General features: G+C 40.6%; 15 protein-coding genes. 12 read left to right on the top strand and 3 right to left on the bottom strand.

What is annotated here, in order from left to right:
- Positions 1–115 precede the first annotated feature (115 nt).
- Complete coding sequence (locus QJ048_RS12060) at positions 116–1462, top strand: lipopolysaccharide biosynthesis protein (protein ID WP_282334609.1); 1347 nt, start codon at positions 116–118, stop codon at positions 1460–1462.
- On the opposite strand, the gene QJ048_RS12055 is transcribed toward QJ048_RS12060, so the two are convergent.
- A complete protein-coding gene (locus QJ048_RS12055) occupies positions 1459–1716 on the bottom strand; it encodes an acyl-CoA-binding protein (RefSeq protein WP_282334608.1) in 258 nt (85 codons plus the stop codon). The two genes, QJ048_RS12060 and QJ048_RS12055, sit on opposite strands and share 4 nt — an antisense overlap.
- Positions 1717–1936: 220 nt before the next feature.
- Here QJ048_RS12055 and QJ048_RS12050 point away from each other — a divergent pair, with 220 nt between their 5' ends.
- Positions 1937–2761: an alpha/beta hydrolase gene (locus QJ048_RS12050; RefSeq protein ID WP_282334607.1), complete on the top strand. Its 825-nt coding sequence runs from the start codon at positions 1937–1939 to the stop codon at positions 2759–2761.
- 145 nt (positions 2762–2906) lie between these two features.
- Here the strand turns inward: QJ048_RS12050 and QJ048_RS12045 are convergent, their stop codons facing one another.
- Both QJ048_RS12045 and QJ048_RS12040 read right to left on the bottom strand, forming a co-directional pair.
- The gene (locus tag QJ048_RS12045; protein ID WP_282334606.1) at positions 2907–3404 is read right to left on the bottom strand and encodes a lipocalin family protein; all 498 of its coding nucleotides are present in this window, start codon (positions 3402–3404) and stop codon (positions 2907–2909) included.
- 90 nt (positions 3405–3494) lie between these two features.
- Positions 3495–3707 carry a hypothetical protein gene (locus QJ048_RS12040; protein WP_282334605.1) on the bottom strand — a complete coding sequence of 71 codons (213 nt, stop codon included), beginning with the start codon at positions 3705–3707 and terminating at the stop codon, positions 3495–3497.
- 252 nt (positions 3708–3959) lie between these two features.
- Between QJ048_RS12040 and QJ048_RS12035 the strand changes: the two genes are divergently transcribed.
- The 10 genes from QJ048_RS12035 to tnpA all read left to right on the top strand — a co-directional run bounded on the left by QJ048_RS12035 (position 3960) and on the right by tnpA (position 16245).
- The gene (locus tag QJ048_RS12035; RefSeq protein WP_282334604.1) at positions 3960–5861 is read left to right on the top strand and encodes a hypothetical protein; all 1902 of its coding nucleotides are present in this window, start codon (positions 3960–3962) and stop codon (positions 5859–5861) included.
- Positions 5862–5968: 107 nt separating this feature from the next.
- Positions 5969–6844 carry a carbon-nitrogen hydrolase gene (locus QJ048_RS12030; RefSeq protein ID WP_282334603.1) on the top strand — a complete coding sequence of 292 codons (876 nt, stop codon included), beginning with the start codon at positions 5969–5971 and terminating at the stop codon, positions 6842–6844.
- A gap of 134 nt (positions 6845–6978) precedes the next feature.
- Positions 6979–8016: an agmatine deiminase family protein gene (locus tag QJ048_RS12025; RefSeq protein ID WP_282334602.1), complete on the top strand. Its 1038-nt coding sequence runs from the start codon at positions 6979–6981 to the stop codon at positions 8014–8016.
- A gap of 221 nt (positions 8017–8237) precedes the next feature.
- Positions 8238–9074 (top strand): hypothetical protein, encoded by an 837-nt coding sequence (locus tag QJ048_RS12020; protein WP_282334601.1) that lies wholly within the window; start codon positions 8238–8240, stop codon positions 9072–9074.
- A gap of 202 nt (positions 9075–9276) precedes the next feature.
- Positions 9277–11772, top strand: a complete 2496-nt coding sequence (priA, locus tag QJ048_RS12015; RefSeq protein ID WP_282334600.1) for a replication restart helicase PriA — start codon at positions 9277–9279, stop codon at positions 11770–11772.
- Between the two features lie 265 nt (positions 11773–12037).
- A complete protein-coding gene (locus tag QJ048_RS12010; protein ID WP_282334599.1) occupies positions 12038–13939 on the top strand; it encodes a DNA topoisomerase IV subunit B in 1902 nt (633 codons plus the stop codon).
- A gap of 134 nt (positions 13940–14073) precedes the next feature.
- Positions 14074–14427 carry a four helix bundle protein gene (locus tag QJ048_RS12005; protein ID WP_282334598.1) on the top strand — a complete coding sequence of 118 codons (354 nt, stop codon included), beginning with the start codon at positions 14074–14076 and terminating at the stop codon, positions 14425–14427.
- Positions 14428–14476: 49 nt separating this feature from the next.
- Entirely contained in the window at positions 14477–15319 is an 843-nt protein-coding gene (locus QJ048_RS12000; protein ID WP_282334597.1) for a DUF1835 domain-containing protein, read from the top strand.
- A 91-nt stretch (positions 15320–15410) separates the two neighbouring features.
- On the top strand, positions 15411–15773 hold the full coding sequence (locus tag QJ048_RS11995) for a DUF4260 domain-containing protein (protein ID WP_282334596.1): 363 nt from the start codon (positions 15411–15413) through the stop codon (positions 15771–15773).
- Between the two features lie 10 nt (positions 15774–15783).
- Positions 15784–16245 (top strand): IS200/IS605 family transposase, encoded by a 462-nt coding sequence (gene tnpA / locus QJ048_RS11990; RefSeq protein WP_282334595.1) that lies wholly within the window; start codon positions 15784–15786, stop codon positions 16243–16245.
- The last annotated feature ends 45 nt before the right edge of the window (positions 16246–16290 follow it).

The raw sequence follows: 16290 nt of genomic DNA, 5'->3' as shown, positions 1-16290 counted from the left end.
AGTTCTAAGTTACGGAAACAACTAAAATCTGTATTAGCATTCTTTGCACAGGATCAATTGAACTTCTTACTTATAACTTATAACTCAAAACTTAAAACCCATAACTTCCTTTATAATGAACATAAGAAAGAGTTTATTGCAAGGTTTCATTTGGAGATGGTTATTCTTCCTTTCGCTCTTTTTACTTAACGTAGGCTTCTCACGATACTTTGGTGCTTCAGAAAGCGGCAAGGTTTATTTTATTACCAACACGCTTAATTTCTATTTACTCGTAAGTACTGTCAATATTGAGCTGGGAGTTGCTTTTTACGCAGCCAATAAAAGAAAAAGTGTTTTTACCTTGCTTGTTACCGGTTTTGTTCTTTGTGTCGCTTCTGGGCTTATGCTGCTTTTACTGCAAAACATTTTACCTGTCTCCCGGTATTTTTCTGCTCCTGAATGGCCGTGGTATTTTCCATTGATCTTTGTTGCCGGTAATTGCTTGTCCAACTTCATCTGCCCGCTTTTCTATGCCCGGGGAAATTATGGTCTGCCAAATGGTATTATGGCATTTTTCATGCTATTACTAACCGCACTGTTTTTCGCAGTAGACAAAATTCACTTCATTGATAGGAATACCATGATGAAGTTGTACTTCTTGCTACCGATGGTCCAGTCGTTTTTTTTATTTATCGTATTTCTTGTTTATGAGTGGAATATTTTGAGTGTAGGCAAATTCAATATAGCTTATGTCAAAAGGGTTTTCCGTTATTCCATTATTGCATTTGGCAATAGCTTGCTACTGTTTTTGCTCCTGCGAATTGACTATTGGTTCGCGGAACATTATTGCTCGCCGGCAGAACTGGGAAATTACATACAGGCCTCTAAATTCGGGCAGTTGCTGCTTATTGCGCCAACGGTTTTTTCGTCTGTTTTACTGCCACGCGTTGCAGATGGAACTTTTAAAAATTACGGACGTGTTTTGTCTTTTCCCTTTGTGTTTTTAACTGCTGGTTTCCTTTTGTGCTTTGTGTTGCTGCTGGTTTGCGGCACCTCTGTTTTTGAAGTCTTAATGGGGCATGACTACGATAGCATGTATTGGCCTGCGTTGATAAAAATTCCCGCCATTCTGTTTTTGTCGCTTCAGAATGTATTGGGCATTTGGTTTGCGGGAAAAAACAAAATGAAGTACAATTTTTATAGTACTCTCGTAGGAGTAATCGCAATGATAATCGCCGATCTGATACTAATTCCCGCGAAGGGGATTAGCGGTGCCGCATTTGCCTCTATGCTGGCATATATCATCGCGTTTATTACCAGCGTCTATTTTTATAACAGAGAATCAAAACAGCCCTTTGGGCAAATATTACATTACAGCTATAGGTTGATCTTTAACTGGAAAGAAGAAACGGTGATCCTCTGGAATCAATTCAGATCACCTTCAATTGTCAGCAAATCAGGGGAAAACGAGTTGTCCGATTAACCCATTAATTTAGTCACGAGGTCAACATATTCCTGCATCGCTGCTTCTTTGCTTTTTCCTTTCAGATTGCTCCACGCTTCATGCTTTGCCTTGTTTACAAAATCAAACGGATTTGATGGAGGCTCAGTATTTACATCGCCTTCGGTACCTTGCTTGTATAATGAGTACAATTGAAGCAGCATCTCATTGTCCGGTTTTTCGGAAAGTGTCTTGCTGTCTGCCGCTGCCTTTTCAAAAAGTTCTTTAAGTGCCATGAAATAGATTTTGTACGAATGTATCTAAACAATGTGTTAATTTGAAAATATGTTTAATTTGAAAATTCTGAGAATTGACCATTTCTTGTGATAGGGGTCTTTCTCGCTATTCAAATTATTTAATGTAAGAATTTGGAGCAGGCATTAAATAATGGATATTTGACCTTTAGCATTTTCAAATTACCACATTTTCATATTTTCAAATTTTTTCAGCACCATCATGAAAAGAATATTTTTCTTCCTTACGCTTTTATGCGTTATTAGTGCAAGTGCCCAGCAACAATATGATACCATTAAAAATGTTCACTACTACGCAGATTCCATCAACAAAAAAGACAGCTACATCAACTCCCAATGCACCATCGACATTTACTACCCGAAAGGTGTAAAAAACTTTGCAACCATCGTCTGGTTTCATGGCGGCGGAATAACAGGCGGTAAAAAAGAAATTCCGTATGCATTAATGCAAAAAGGTTACGCGGTGATTGGCGTTGGTTACAGACTTTCACCCAAAGTAAAAGCGCCTGCTTATATTGAAGATGCAGCAGCTGCTGTCGCGTGGGCATTTCAACACATTGCTGAATATGGCGGAAACACTGATCTGATCTTTGTTTCGGGACATTCTGCTGGCGGTTACCTGGGAGAAATGATCACCCTCAATAAAAAATATTTAAGCAAGTACAATATCGATGCAGACAAAATAGCGGAGTTGGTTCCGTTCAGCGGACAGGCCATAACACATTACACCATTCGTGCAGAAAGGGGTATTAAGGAAACTCAGCCTATCATTGATGAGTATGCGCCTTTGTATTTTGTTCGCGCAGATGCGCCGCCAATGTTGCTGATAACAGGTGACAGAGAAATGGAACTTTACGGTCGCTATGAAGAAAATGCTTACTTAAACCGAATGATGAAACTCGCCGGTCATAAAAGAACAACGTTATACGAGTTGCAAGGCTTCGATCACGGCGGCATGGCCGAGCCAGCCTTTCCGCTATTATTGAAAGAAGTAGCGAAGAGGAAGAAAGAAATCCTGGGAAATTGAAAATTGAAAGTTGAAAATGAGAGATGGAACACAGATCTTCATGATTGTCACGATTTATTATGATAAGATTAAAAATCATAATGAATCATCACGATCTTAAAAATCTGCGTTCCTTCATTTTCAACTTTCAATTTTCAATTAATTCCTACTGGTTCTTCGTAAACGAATACATCAGGTAAGTATGTTTTCCGGCGATGTCAAGCGGGGAACGCAACACCATGCTCGATGCGTCTTGCGATACTTGTTCCAGTCTGTAACCTGTCGTAATTTTTTTATCTTTTACACCTTCCTCCAGTTCTTTAAACTGCAAATAGTTGACGTTGTTTTCTGTTAGTCTTGACCAGAGAATATTGTGCGCACCCGCCTGGCAATTGCCTCCGGATTGAGTAATGGTGTAGTTGCCGTATCCATTTGACGGGAACAGCCACGTGCTGCTGATCATACATTGGCGTGGAATACCACCCAAAACTTTCACATCAAATTTGTCATTGGGAATGCCATCAAGGGTAATAGAATTAAGCGTCCACGTTCCGTAAATTGATTTCTTGGAAGCTCCTTCAGAAACGCCGTTTGTTTTTGTGCTTTTACAACTAAAAGTTAGAGCAGAAGCAAAAAGCGCAAGGGCAACGATTGGTTTTTTCATATTTATCTTATTTGTGATAATTGATATTGATCCGGATTAAACAGATGATTTAGATGACATGCATCTAAATTCGGTTGCAAATCTAAAGCATCAGTTTTGTTTTTTCCCTGCCACCACCATCACTATACCTGCGATTGCCGCAATGCCGCCAACATATGTAGGCCAGGAAAGCGTTTTCTTTTCCTTTTTATTTACTTCAAGCGGGCCAACATCCAACACTTTTTTCTCTCTGGTGAAGCTGATACCTGGTATAACAACCATGAGCAAGCCAATAATTATCAGAACGATTCCTGCTGTTTTCATATAAAGTTTTTTAGGTTTTATATAACAATAGCAATATTCATTCCTTACCTGTAAATCCAAAATGGCCGCAAAGATGCGAAATATTTAGTCAAACTTGTAAATGCGGCGTCATGTTTTGGTGTCTGAAGACTGGACTTCGTATCGCATTATTTTTATAATGTTAAAAAATGAAACCCAGGAATTTTCGCATTGATACTGTCAGCTTTTTTAAATAACTATGTCCTTCTAAAACACCTCACCTAAGGAACCGTTATGAATCTCAAATCCCCTCAACCGCTATTGCTGGCGCTCATTCTACTATTTTTTTGTTTAAACAATTTTGCGCAGAACAGTTATAACCTGAATGATGCACGAAAGGAAGGAGGCTTTTTCAGACAGGTTAACCAATTAATTGAATCGCGACCAAAAGAAGTGTTATTTGGTATAGATATAAGTCCGGAAGGAGACGTTATATTTTCGATGTCGAACAAAGAATGGTTTGACAAAATTTTCGCACTTGCCGATGGCATTACTGCAGACATTATTTCCAAGGATAACTATGATTGTAATAAATCAAGTGCCGGTAGGCAGATACCTAAAGGGTACGTGATACAACCACTATACAGACAGAATTTCAACGCCAATCTTACAGTAATTGCCAAAGATTATTTCACGCTCAAAATTGGCAAATTGCCGGCATCGATGAAAGGAAAAGAGCTGGAGGCAAACCTCGTTATTCTAAGTGGCAAAAACATTTGCTACTATACCAATTTCGTTAATATCGATCGCTCGGTTTGGGATATTTTGCCAATGGGTTTATATACCGATACCTTGCTGCAATCTTACACCAGCACAGATACGTCGACGTCTGCCATTTTTAATTATACCAGGAAGGTGCAGGTGATCGTGCCTTTTGTAAAAGGAAAAACGACCTACAATAAAGCAGATATTCAACCGCTGTACGACTCACTGACGCTTAAAAATTATGTGATCAGGAAAATAGATATAAGAGCTTACGCGTCGGTTGAAGGAACGGAAGCCACGAATAAAGTGCTAATGACAAATCGTGCCGCTGCCATGGTGAAAGCGCTGCAGCAAATCGATAATTCTGTGGAGCGGATGAAAATAAACGCTGCTGAAAACTGGATAGAATTTTTGCAGGATATACAAAACAGTCCTTTCGCGGATCTTTCACATTTGGCGAAAAATGAGGTGAAGGCGAAGCTTATGGACAAACAACTGGCAGCGAAATTGGAACCCATTCTTTCGAAGGAAAGAAAAGCGATCGTCACCATTTATATGGATACAAAAACTGGTTCCGAAACGGTTAGTAACCAAAATATTGCCCAAGAGTTTAAAACGGCAGTTGCGGGAAAGAACATACAGAAAGCAAGATCCATACAAAAGGAAATATTGGAACGGATCGCTGACAAAAGATTGCCGGAAAGCTATCTTTCTGAGCTCGAAGTGCCAATGGAGGCGTCAAACCTGATGCTCATCAATGACCGAGAAGTGTACAAATATTTGTTTAAGCTAACGGCCGAATACGAAGCACTGGAAGTTTTTAAGGAGTTGAAGCAAAAATATCCGGGTGATGGGAGGATCAACTATAATCTTTGCGCACTAACCATTTTGCAATGGCGTGCAGGAGACACGGCAAATGTTTCCGGATTACTAAAAAATATCAATCAGTTACCCGGCCAGCAAATGGATGACGGACTTGTTAAACGCCTGCTCATCAATTACAACATTCTTGTTTGCCCCGGCTTAATGGCAAATTTCAAGTACGATGAAAAAGACAAGGCGATTCTGTTTATCAAAAACGCTTACTCGCAAATGTCTTTAACCGATGAGGATATATACTCCCTGGCTAAATATTTCGCTTATTATTCCCATCACGAATGGGCCGAGGAAATCATAAGCTCACGTATAGATAAGATCGACGTTAGCGAGGATATCCTGTTTTACTACGTTAATCTCGGCTTTTATCACCCTGCGAAGTACAGTTCCGAAAATTTTTCAAAGGCCCTCCTCAACGCAAGTACGCTCAACAAGGAGAGGTTTTGCAATTTTTTCACGCCCAATGATAAAGGCGGTGCCAGCCTGCAACTGCTTGACCATGAGATTCTGAAGAAAGTCTGGTGCGAAGTGTGTTCCATTACGAAGCAGATGTAGCGGCGACTGGAGAAATCATAACATTTCGCCAACCAATTATTAAACCTGGTTTTAGTAATTATTAATTGATAATAAGTAATTTTGCGCTTCAAAATCAATAACCGGACATGGGCAAAGTAAAAGTGGGATTGGTGCAGATGAGCTGCACGGCCAACAAGCAGGAAAATCTGGATAAGGCGATTTCTAAAGTGAAAGAAGCAGCAGCAAAAGGCGCACAAATCGTTTGCCTGCAAGAGCTTTTCACTTCTTTATATTTCTGCGATGTGGAAGATTATGACAACTTCCAGTTGGCAGAACCTATACCTGGCCCGTCCACAGACGCATTGTCTGCGGTGGCAAAGGAGCTGGGCGTTGTGATCATTGCTTCCTTGTTTGAAAAAAGAGCGCAAGGCTTGTATCATAATACAACTGCGGTATTGGATGCTGATGGTTCTTACCTTGGCAAATACCGCAAAATGCATATCCCGGACGATCCGGCTTACTACGAGAAATTTTATTTCACGCCAGGCGATCTTGGCTACAAAATATTTGAGACAAAATTTGCAAAGATCGGTGTACTAATTTGCTGGGATCAGTGGTATCCAGAAGCTGCGAGAATTACAGCACTGATGGGAGCGGAGATATTGTTTTACCCGACTGCTATCGGCTGGGCCACTTCACAGGACGAACACACCAACAGCGAGCAATATAATGCATGGCAAACCATTCAACGCAGCCACGCAGTTGCGAATGGCGTACACGTTGTAAGCGTGAACCGCGTGGGTTTTGAACAAAACGGTGCAATGAAATTCTGGGGTGGATCATTCGTAGCCAATCCGTTTGGCAACCTTCTTTACCTTGCTTCTCATGATGACGAAGAAACAACAGTGGTAGAGATCGATACCAAACTAAGCGACCGCTACAGAACGCACTGGCCATTTCTGAGAGACAGAAGAATTGATTCGTACCAGCCAATTACGAAGCGATACATAGACTCGGATTAATTGAAAATGGAAAGTTGAAAATTGAAAATGATACTGTAAGGGCGAATCGCATTCGCCCTTATTACATATTCAACCAACAGTCAATTGTTAGCATGCCACATCTGTTAATTGTTAATTATTAATTATTAATTGAAATGACTCCAAAAGAACTCGGATATTATTTCCCCGCTGAATTCGCTCGTCATGCTGCTTGCTGGCTTAGCTGGCCGCATAAAGAAGCTAGCTGGCCGGGAAAAATTGATGCCATTTACCCATATTATTGCCAGTTTATAAAAGAACTTACCATTAGCGAAACTGTTTGCATCAATGTAAACAATGAAGCAATGAAAGCTTTTGCTACCGGCCATTTACAAAAGGAAGGTGTGGACCTCAGTAAAGTAAAATTCTTTTTGCACCCTACAAACGATGCATGGTGCCGCGATCACGGCCCTGCGTTTTTGATCAATCCCAATGCGGAGCAGAAAAAAGTGATCGTTGACTGGAATTATAACGCCTGGGGTGGGAAATATCCTCCTTACGATTTAGATGATGTAATCCCAACCTTAGTCGGAAAGCATTACGATATTCCTGTTTTTTATCCAAACATTATCATGGAGGGCGGTTCTGTTGAGTTTAACGGAAAAGGCACGTTGCTTACATCAACTGCCTGTTTGCTGAATCCTAATAGAAACCCCCAGTTGAACCAGGAGGAAATTGAAACTTATTTGCGCAACTATTACGGCGTTGAACAAATTTTATGGGTAGAAGAAGGAATCATTGGCGATGATACTGATGGCCACATTGACGATACAGTTCGCTTTGTAAATGAAGACACCGTTCTTACAGTAATTGAAGAAAATAAGAATGACGAGAATTACGGCATTCTGCAACATAATCTGCAGCAGTTAAGCCAAATAAGATTATTGAACGGCAAACAGTTGAACATTGTTGAGCTGCCAATGCCCGATCCTGTGGAATTTGAAGATCAGCGGCTTCCGGCATCTTATGCAAATTTTTATATAGCAAATCATGCAGTGATTGTTCCTACCTTCCGCTGCGATAAAGATGACAAAGCACTTCAAATTATTCAAAGCTGTTTTACAGACAGAAAAGTGGTGGGCATAGACTCAACTGAAATCATTTGGGGCTTGGGTAGCTTTCACTGCCTGAGCCAGCAGGAACCGCTGGTATAAGTAAAAAGTCAAAAGTCAAAAATAGAACTCGCAAACAGGAAGCAAACTGCTTACTGTTTGGGTCCATTTTTGACTTTTTACTTTTGAATTTTGCCTTTCCCGTTTTTCCCTACCTTTGGCCTCCTTTACAAAATGTCAACGTAAAGACGACTGATTTAGGTCAGTCAGGCAACAGCCCGCAACCCTCTATATTTGCGGACTCGTTTTTTAAAATCGCGGAAATGAAAAATAAAGGATTTAAGTATTTGATGTTATTGAGTGGATTAACGCTCGTTTTAGGCTCAGCTTTTGCACAAAAAAAGAAAAGAACAACAGCAGAACAAGTAGGCAGAAAGGGGGAGTTTTACATTTCATGGGGTTATAACAAAGAATGGTACACCCCAAGTAACATTCACATTAGCCAACCTTCCCTTGGAAACGACTACAAATTCATAAACGTTTATGCCGCCGACCATCCGGGTTGGGACGAAGGCATAACCAACAGAGCGATCAGTATTCCCCAGTACAACTATCGCGTAGGCTACTTCTTTAAAGATAACTGGGGTGTTGAAATCAACTTTGACCACACAAAATATATTGTAGCTACAGAACAATTGTTGCACGTAAAAGGAACAATGGAAGGCAAACCAGTGGATGCCTTTTATGATAATACGAAACCGTATGGTAATGCTTCACAGCCTTTGACATATTTCCTGAACAATGGTGCAAACTTCCTATTGTTCAACCTTGTTCACCGCAAACATCTTACAAGTTTCAAAACAAATTGGTTCGATGCTTCATTGTTACTGAAAGGCGGCGTAGGCATGGTGATACCGCACGTCGAGAATACCATTTTCGGCAAAAAGAACGACCCGAATTTTCAGATAGGTGGCATGGACGTAGGTGTTGAGGCCGCTTTGAGAATGACATTTGCCAAATATGTTTACCTTGAATATTGCAATAAACTCGTTTACGCAAATTACTGGGGCCTGAAAGTTGCCGACGGCACTGCAAGACAAGCTTTCGGTTGTTACGAAATGATCCTGAACCTGGGTGTGAGCGTGCCATTGAAGAAGTAGTTATTAGAAAACACTGATTATCGTCAATAAATATAAAAGTGGATCAATTGGTCCACTTTTATATTTCTGTTGGTGCGAGTAATGTAATTAGAGTACAGTTTTTAATCAGTGTAAATCAGTCAAATCTGCGCCATCTGTGTGCTCTCTCTAACAAAAATCGCCTACCTTACGTCTTAAACTTTACACCTTCAACCATATAGTATTGAGCGGAGCTACTTATAAAGAGGATTTATTTACAGAAAAGGCGACCCATTTTGCGGAAGTGTTATTACCGTTGGCTTTGCCAAAAAATTATACGTGGGCCGTTCCGGCAAATTTGCTGGAAAAGGTGCAGCCCGGTTGCCGCGTAGAAGTGGTTTTGAAAAATAAAAAGTATGCAGGTATTGTGAAGTTGGTGCACACGGAAAAACCAAAGGCATTCAATCCTCAGCCGATTTTAAATGTACTCGATGATGAGCCTATTGTTTTTGGGAATCAATTAAAGTTGTGGGCATGGCTCTCGGATTACTACATGTGCAGCGAAGGCGAAGTAATGCAAGCTGCGCTGCCCACGCATTTCAAATTAAGCAGCGAAACGGTGTTGATGTACAACGACGAAGCCGGCGACGATTTCGCTCACCTGGATGATGAAGAATTTTTGGTGGCAGAGGCTTTGTTACTAAAGAAAGAACTTCGTTTGGTGGAAGTACAGCAGATATTGGACGTTTCGCACGTTTACCCTGTTATCAAACGATTGATAGAAAAAGGGATTTGTTTTGTTTGGGAAGATTTGAAAAACAAATACACCGAGAAAAAAGAAAACTTCGTAATTCTTCACCCGGAGTTCGCAACCGAGGAAGCATTATCCAATTTGCTTTCCAACGATAAAAAACTACAGAAAGCTGAAAAGCAAATGGAGTTATTGCTGGCGTTTCTCCATTTCATGAAAACCACCGGTGAAGTAAAACAAATGGATCTTTTAAAAAAATCAAACGCTACCGCAGCACAATTGAAAGGTCTTGCCGACAAAGGTATTTTAATCATAGAAAAACGCTCGGTAGACCGGATCAAAAATTTACCAAAGAGCATCAATATAAATTTTACGCTTTCGGAGGCGCAGCAAAAAGCGCTTGAAGAAGTCAAAGCATCCCAACAGCAAAAACAAGTTGCTTTACTGCACGGGGTAACTTCCAGCGGTAAGACGCAGATTTATGTGAAGTTAATCGAGGAACTGCTTGCGAAAAATAAACAAGTGCTGTACATGCTACCGGAAATTGCACTTACGGCGCAGGTTATACGCCGATTGCAAATATACTTCGGCGGTTATATTGCAATTTATCACTCCAAGTTCAATTCAAACGAACGCATCGAAATTTGGAACAAAGTAAAAAGTGGCGAAGCAAAAATCATTCTAGGCGCAAGATCAGCGCTGTTCCTGCCTTTCCGTGATCTGGGATTGGTTATTTGCGATGAGGAACACGACTCTTCTTACAAGCAACAGGACCCTGCGCCACGCTATCATGCACGCGACGCTACAATCTATTTCGCCTCTTTGTTCGGTGCGAACGTGATTTTGGGGAGTGCCACACCGTCACTGGAAAGCTATTACAATGCGAGCGTTGGCAAATATGCATTGGTCGAATTGCTCAGTCGCTTCGGAGATGTCGATTTACCTAAAATTGAAATAGTTGACACGAAGAAACTGTTTACAAAAGAAAAAGGGAAAGTAATACTGTCTGTTCCTCTCCAGGAAGCCATCACCGAAAGTCTTCAAAAGCAGAAACAGGTCATTTTGTTCCAAAACCGTCGCGGGTACTCGCCTTACCAGGTTTGCCAGACTTGCGGCTGGATACCGCATTGCCACAATTGCGATGTTTCGCTCACCTTTCATAAGCTCAGTAATAAACTGGTTTGCCATTATTGCGGTACGAATTATCCTCCCGTTCATACCTGTGAGGCTTGCGGCAATCACCACTTTGCGCAGCAGAATTTTGGAACAGAAAGGGTGGAAGAAGAGTTGCAGGAATTTTTTCCCGATGCCAAAGTTTCCCGAATGGATATGGATGCCGTAAAAGGAAAACATGGACATGATGCATTGATCCAGCTTTTTGAACAACAGCGTATAGACATACTCGTGGGAACGCAAATGGTGGTGAAAGGCCTGGACTTTGAGCACGTTTATCTTGTGGGGATTTTGGATGGTGACGCCATTCTTGGATTCGCTGATTTTCGTGTAAGCGAACGTGGCTTCCAGCTGATGGAGCAGGTGAGTGGCCGCGCCGGACGTAAAAATGAACAGGGAAAAGTGTTGGTACAGGTGCGTAACGTCAACCAGCCGGTGCTGTTTTTTGTGCAACAGCACGATTTCAAAAGCTTTTACAAATCAGAAATTGATAGCCGTAAACAATTTCAATACCCACCATTTACCCGTTTGCTTCAAATAACTTTTAAACATAAAAAACCGGATGTTGTTGCTCATGCAGCCCGCACATTCGCACAGGGAATGCAATCGCTTTACGGTCAATATATCATTGGGCCTGCCCAACCTATTATCAACAAAATCAGGAATTTATACCTCATGGAAATGATGCTGAAGCTACCTAAGGACACCCAATTGATCAATGCCTGCAAACACATGATCCAGCAGCAGACAGCCATTTTGCATAATGATAGCCGGTTTAAAAGCGTAGTGATTACGCCGGATGTAGATCCGTATTAGGGTAGAGACAAGGCAATGCCTTTTCTCTACAAGGGTGAGCTTTGGTATTTTTGCATTCTTGAAAAGAAAGTTGCACACAGAGTCTAACAACTAACAATCATCAACTAACAAATAGATTTTCAATTTCTTATAAAATAAATATCCCCACTTCCACAATAAAATACCCTCTCTGAAAACTAAATATTTTGGGAAAGGGTTTTTGCTTTTATAATCAATCCTTTAAATTCGCACCGTTTGGAAAAGGTACCATTTTAACAGATAAACTATGGCAGAAGAAAAGAAAGAGAATTTTGAGTATACGGAAGACTCGATACGAAGCCTCGACTGGCGCGAACATATCCGCCTTCGTCCGGGGATGTACATTGGTAAATTAGGTGATGGAAGCAGTCCGGATGATGGTATTTACGTGTTGTTGAAAGAGGTAATGGACAACTGTATAGATGAGCACACGATGGGCTATGGTAAAAACGTGGAGGTATCGATTGAAGACAAGACTGTTACCATTCGCGATTATGGCCGCGGTATTCCGTTAGGAAAAGTAGTGGATGTGGTGAGTAAAATAAATACCGGTGCGAAATACGATAGCAAGGCCTTCCAGAAAAGTGTTGGGTTGAATGGTGTGGGTACAAAAGCGGTGAATGCGTTGAGCTCGTGGTTTAAAGTAACGGCTTTCCGCGACGGAAAAGAAAAAACTGCTGAGTTTGAAAAAGGTGTTTTAACCAAAGAACATAAAGAAGCAAAAACTACTGAACCAAACGGAACGCTGGTTTCGTTTATCGCTGACAATAACGTGTTTAAGAGCTTCCATTTTGTACACGAATACCTTGACAACCAATTTTGGAACTACTGCTATTTGAATGCCGGTTTGATAATTAACTACAATGGCAAAAAATACGTTTCCAAAAACGGCCTTCTTGATTTGCTACAACGCAAAACCAACGAAGACGAGATCCGTTACCCAATCATTCACCTGAAAGGGGAAGATATCGAAGTGGCGGTTACACACGAAAACCAGTACGGTGAAGAATATTATTCATTCGTAAACGGCCAGTATACTACACAGGGCGGTACGCATCTTGCGGCATTCAGAGAAGCGTTTGTAAAAACCATTCGTGATTTTTACAAAAAAGATTACGATGCGGCTGACATTCGTTCCAGCATTTGCGCAGCAGTTTCCGTGCGTGTTCAAGAGCCGGTGTTTGAGTCGCAGACCAAAACAAAACTAGGTTCACTGAACGTTTATGAGAACGGCCCGACGATGAAAAACTTCGTGACCGAGTTTCTTTCAAAAGAATTGGACAATTTCCTTCACCGAAACCCTACCACTGCCGAGGCTTTAAAGAAAAGAATCGAGCAAAGCGAGCGTGAAAGAAAAGAGCTGGCGGGTATAAAAAAACTGGCGAACGAAAGAGCGAAGAAAGCCAATCTGCACAACCGCAAACTAAGAGATTGCCGTTATCACTACAACGATGAAGCAACGGGAAAAGATAAAGATGCGATTTTAGAGAAACAGAAGGAAAGCACCATCTTCATCACAGAGGGTGATAGTGCCAGCGGTTCCATTACGAAATCCCGTAACGTGGAAACTCAGGCGGTGTTTAGCTTACGTGGTAAACCACTTAACAGTTTTGGCCTTACTAAAAAAGTAGTGTATGAAAATGAAGAGTTCAACCTACTGCAACACGCATTGAATATCGAAGAAAGCTACGATGATCTTCGCTACAACAACATCGTGATCGCGACTGATGCCGATGTGGATGGTATGCACATCCGTTTGTTGTTAATGACGTTCTTCCTGCAATTTTTCCCCGACGTCGTAAAGAACGGCCACGTGTACATTTTGGAAACGCCTTTGTTTCGAGTTCGTAACAAACAGGAAACTATATATTGTTACGATGAAACAGAAAAGCAGGCTGCCGTTAAAAAGCTTGGCAGCAAACCGGAAATCACTCGATTCAAAGGTTTGGGAGAGATCAGTCCGGACGAGTTCAAACGCTTTATCGGCAACGACATGCGCAAACAACCGGTAATGATCATGCCTGAAACGCATATTCAGCAGTTGCTCGAATATTTTATGGGAAAAAACACGCAGGAGAGACAAGAGTTTATTATTGATAACTTGAGAGTGGAGTTGGATTTGGTGGAAGAACCTGTGAGCGCCAATTAATAATTAATAATTAAAAATTAATAGGTAGAACCCTCTATTGTGTTTTGAACATCATGGGATAAAGACCGGCGCCTAATTAATTATTCTTTATTAATATAGAAGCCCTATGGTCATAGAATACTTGCAACAACCACATGAAGCAAGACAATGTTATTCTTGATAAAACGTTCAGTTTTTCAATAAGAATTATTAAGCTCTTTCAATATTTAAAGACGAAACGAACGGATAAAGAATTAATCGGGCAATTGTTAAGAAGTGGGACTTCAATAGGTGCCAATGCCGAAGAAGCAATTGGTGGATCTTCAAGAAAAGACTTTGTTCATAAACTGAAGATTGCGTACAGAGAAGCCAGAGAAACTCGATATTGGTTAAGACTATTAAAGGCGACAGATATTGTAGAAGAAAAAATTGCCAACTCATTAATAAACGATTGCGAAGAAATATTAAAAATATTAACGGCAATCATCAACAAAAACAATTTTGATTAATAGAGGAAATCTGACCCTGTTAATTATTAATTATTAATTATTAATTCAAATGCTTCACATAGTATTTAACGAACCAGACATCGCAGTTCTAAAACAGGCTATCGCGCTTGATGAAAACCTGCAAGGCGATGTTATACAAATAAAAGATGACTACGCTGTTGGCCCATTGGAAAATATTTATTTGGGAGAAGGAAAAGAAGCCCGTAAAAACTGGTGGCGGGAAGTGCTGGCTGGTGGCGACTATGATGGCAAGGCAGATACTGATGAAGTGGACGATTACAAAACCATCGCAGAGCTGGTGGGCACTATGCGCAGAAATGAAGAAGAGAAAATTTGGATATGGGCGGCGCAAAATAAACACGATGTATCCGGTTATTACTGGTTGTTGAAATACATGCAGGAGTTCCAGGGACGTGTGTTCATTTTGTATTTGAATAATCTGCCTTTCATTAATGAAAAGGGACAAATATTCTATCCAACATGGCTTTCAACCATTCCGGCAAAAGAATTTTTGAAAGCAAAAAAGTTGGCCAGACCAATCACGCTCAGCGAATTTGAAGTTGATCCTGACGAGTGGGCGAAACTTTGCAGCGAAAATAAAGGTGTTCGCTTGCTTGAAGGTGGCAAAAAATTGTCGCAGGCGGACTATGATTTCTATGATGAAGAACTGAAAAAATTCATTACTGCTGATTGGCAAAAAGCCAGCAAGATCATCAACCAGTTTTTGACAAAGGCGAAAAACACAACAGGCGATGCCTACATATTGTGGCGCTTGAAACAAATGCTGGCAGCCGGAGAATATGACGTGCAGGGTGAAATAAAAAACATGAAGGATTTTGAGGTAAAGGCGAAAACAGCACAAGAAGTTACAAGCGCGGAGAACCAGAATTAGGAGTCAAAATTCAAAAATCAAAAGGGTCTCTGTGTTTGCGGACTCTTTTTTTGACTTTCTAATTTTGAATTTTACTTATAACAATTTACTTATGAAACAGCTACTGCTACTGGAAGAATTGGCGATGTTTTTATTCAGCATTTTCCTTTTCAAATCCTTGCCGTTTTCATGGTGGGTTTATCCAGCTTTGATATTGCTGCCAGACATAAGTATGATTGGTTATTTGATAAACGAAAAAGCAGGAGCGATTTGCTATAATTTTGTGCACCACAAAGCAGTAGCAATTGCATTGATGATGATAGGTTATTATTTATTGAACGATTATTTTTTGCTTGCAGGCATTATATTATTCGGTCATTCGTCATTAGACAGGGTTTTAGGTTATGGACTCAAATACTTTGCCGGCTTCCAGTTCACGCATTTAGGCGTGATCGGGAAGAATAAAGCAGAGTAAATGTTCATATATGGCAAACACATATACGCAGATATATATTCAAATAGTATTTGCAGTTAAAGGAAGAAAATGTTTTATTAAGGAGGAGTTTAGAGAAGAAGTGCAGAAATATATGGCGGGGATTATCGGCAACAAGAAACAGAAATTGTTTGCGGTGTATTGTATGCCAGATCATGTACATATGTTGGTGAGTATCAAACCCGACGTATCATTGTCCACATTGGTAAAAGATATTAAGGTGAATACAACAATATATTTGAAACAACAAGGCTTTGTAAATGGAGGGTTCAGTTGGCAGGAAGGATTTGGAGCATTTTCATATTCCAAATCACAAACGCCGCAGGTTGTCAGTTACATTTTGAATCAAAAAGAGCATCATAAAAGGAAAACATTTCGCGAAGAATACATTGAATTCCTGGAGAAGTTTGGGGTTGAGTATAGCGATAAATATCTGTTTGAATTTTATGAGTGAAACACAAGAAAGTTCTTAGAAGAGTGTCGAGTGTTACACGTAACG

The sequence above is a fragment of the Pinibacter soli genome (genome assembly GCF_029961145.1).
Classification (GTDB): domain Bacteria; phylum Bacteroidota; class Bacteroidia; order Chitinophagales; family Chitinophagaceae; genus Pinibacter; species Pinibacter soli.
Note: the sequence above shows the minus strand (reverse complement) of the source record. Positions and strands in the feature narration are given on the sequence as shown.

Bases quoted from the DNA above. Each gene is read 5' to 3' on its own strand.
- QJ048_RS11995 (WP_282334596.1), top strand. From the start codon at position 15,411: ATGAAACAGCTACTGCTACTGGAAGAATTGGCGATGTTTTTATTCAGC.
- QJ048_RS12000 (WP_282334597.1), top strand. From the start codon at position 14,477: ATGCTTCACATAGTATTTAACGAACCAGACATCGCAGTTCTAAAACAG.
- QJ048_RS12010 (WP_282334599.1), top strand. From the start codon at position 12,038: ATGGCAGAAGAAAAGAAAGAGAATTTTGAGTATACGGAAGACTCGATA.
- QJ048_RS12035 (WP_282334604.1), top strand. From the start codon at position 3,960: ATGAATCTCAAATCCCCTCAACCGCTATTGCTGGCGCTCATTCTACTA.
- QJ048_RS12005 (WP_282334598.1), top strand. From the start codon at position 14,074: ATGAAGCAAGACAATGTTATTCTTGATAAAACGTTCAGTTTTTCAATA.
- tnpA (WP_282334595.1), top strand. From the start codon at position 15,784: ATGGCAAACACATATACGCAGATATATATTCAAATAGTATTTGCAGTT.
- QJ048_RS12025 (WP_282334602.1), top strand. From the start codon at position 6,979: ATGACTCCAAAAGAACTCGGATATTATTTCCCCGCTGAATTCGCTCGT.
- QJ048_RS12060 (WP_282334609.1), top strand. From the start codon at position 116: ATGAACATAAGAAAGAGTTTATTGCAAGGTTTCATTTGGAGATGGTTA.
- QJ048_RS12020 (WP_282334601.1), top strand. From the start codon at position 8,238: ATGAAAAATAAAGGATTTAAGTATTTGATGTTATTGAGTGGATTAACG.
- QJ048_RS12050 (WP_282334607.1), top strand. From the start codon at position 1,937: ATGAAAAGAATATTTTTCTTCCTTACGCTTTTATGCGTTATTAGTGCA.
- QJ048_RS12040 (WP_282334605.1), bottom strand. From the start codon at position 3,707: ATGAAAACAGCAGGAATCGTTCTGATAATTATTGGCTTGCTCATGGTT.
- QJ048_RS12045 (WP_282334606.1), bottom strand. From the start codon at position 3,404: ATGAAAAAACCAATCGTTGCCCTTGCGCTTTTTGCTTCTGCTCTAACT.
- QJ048_RS12030 (WP_282334603.1), top strand. From the start codon at position 5,969: ATGGGCAAAGTAAAAGTGGGATTGGTGCAGATGAGCTGCACGGCCAAC.
- QJ048_RS12055 (WP_282334608.1), bottom strand. From the start codon at position 1,716: ATGGCACTTAAAGAACTTTTTGAAAAGGCAGCGGCAGACAGCAAGACA.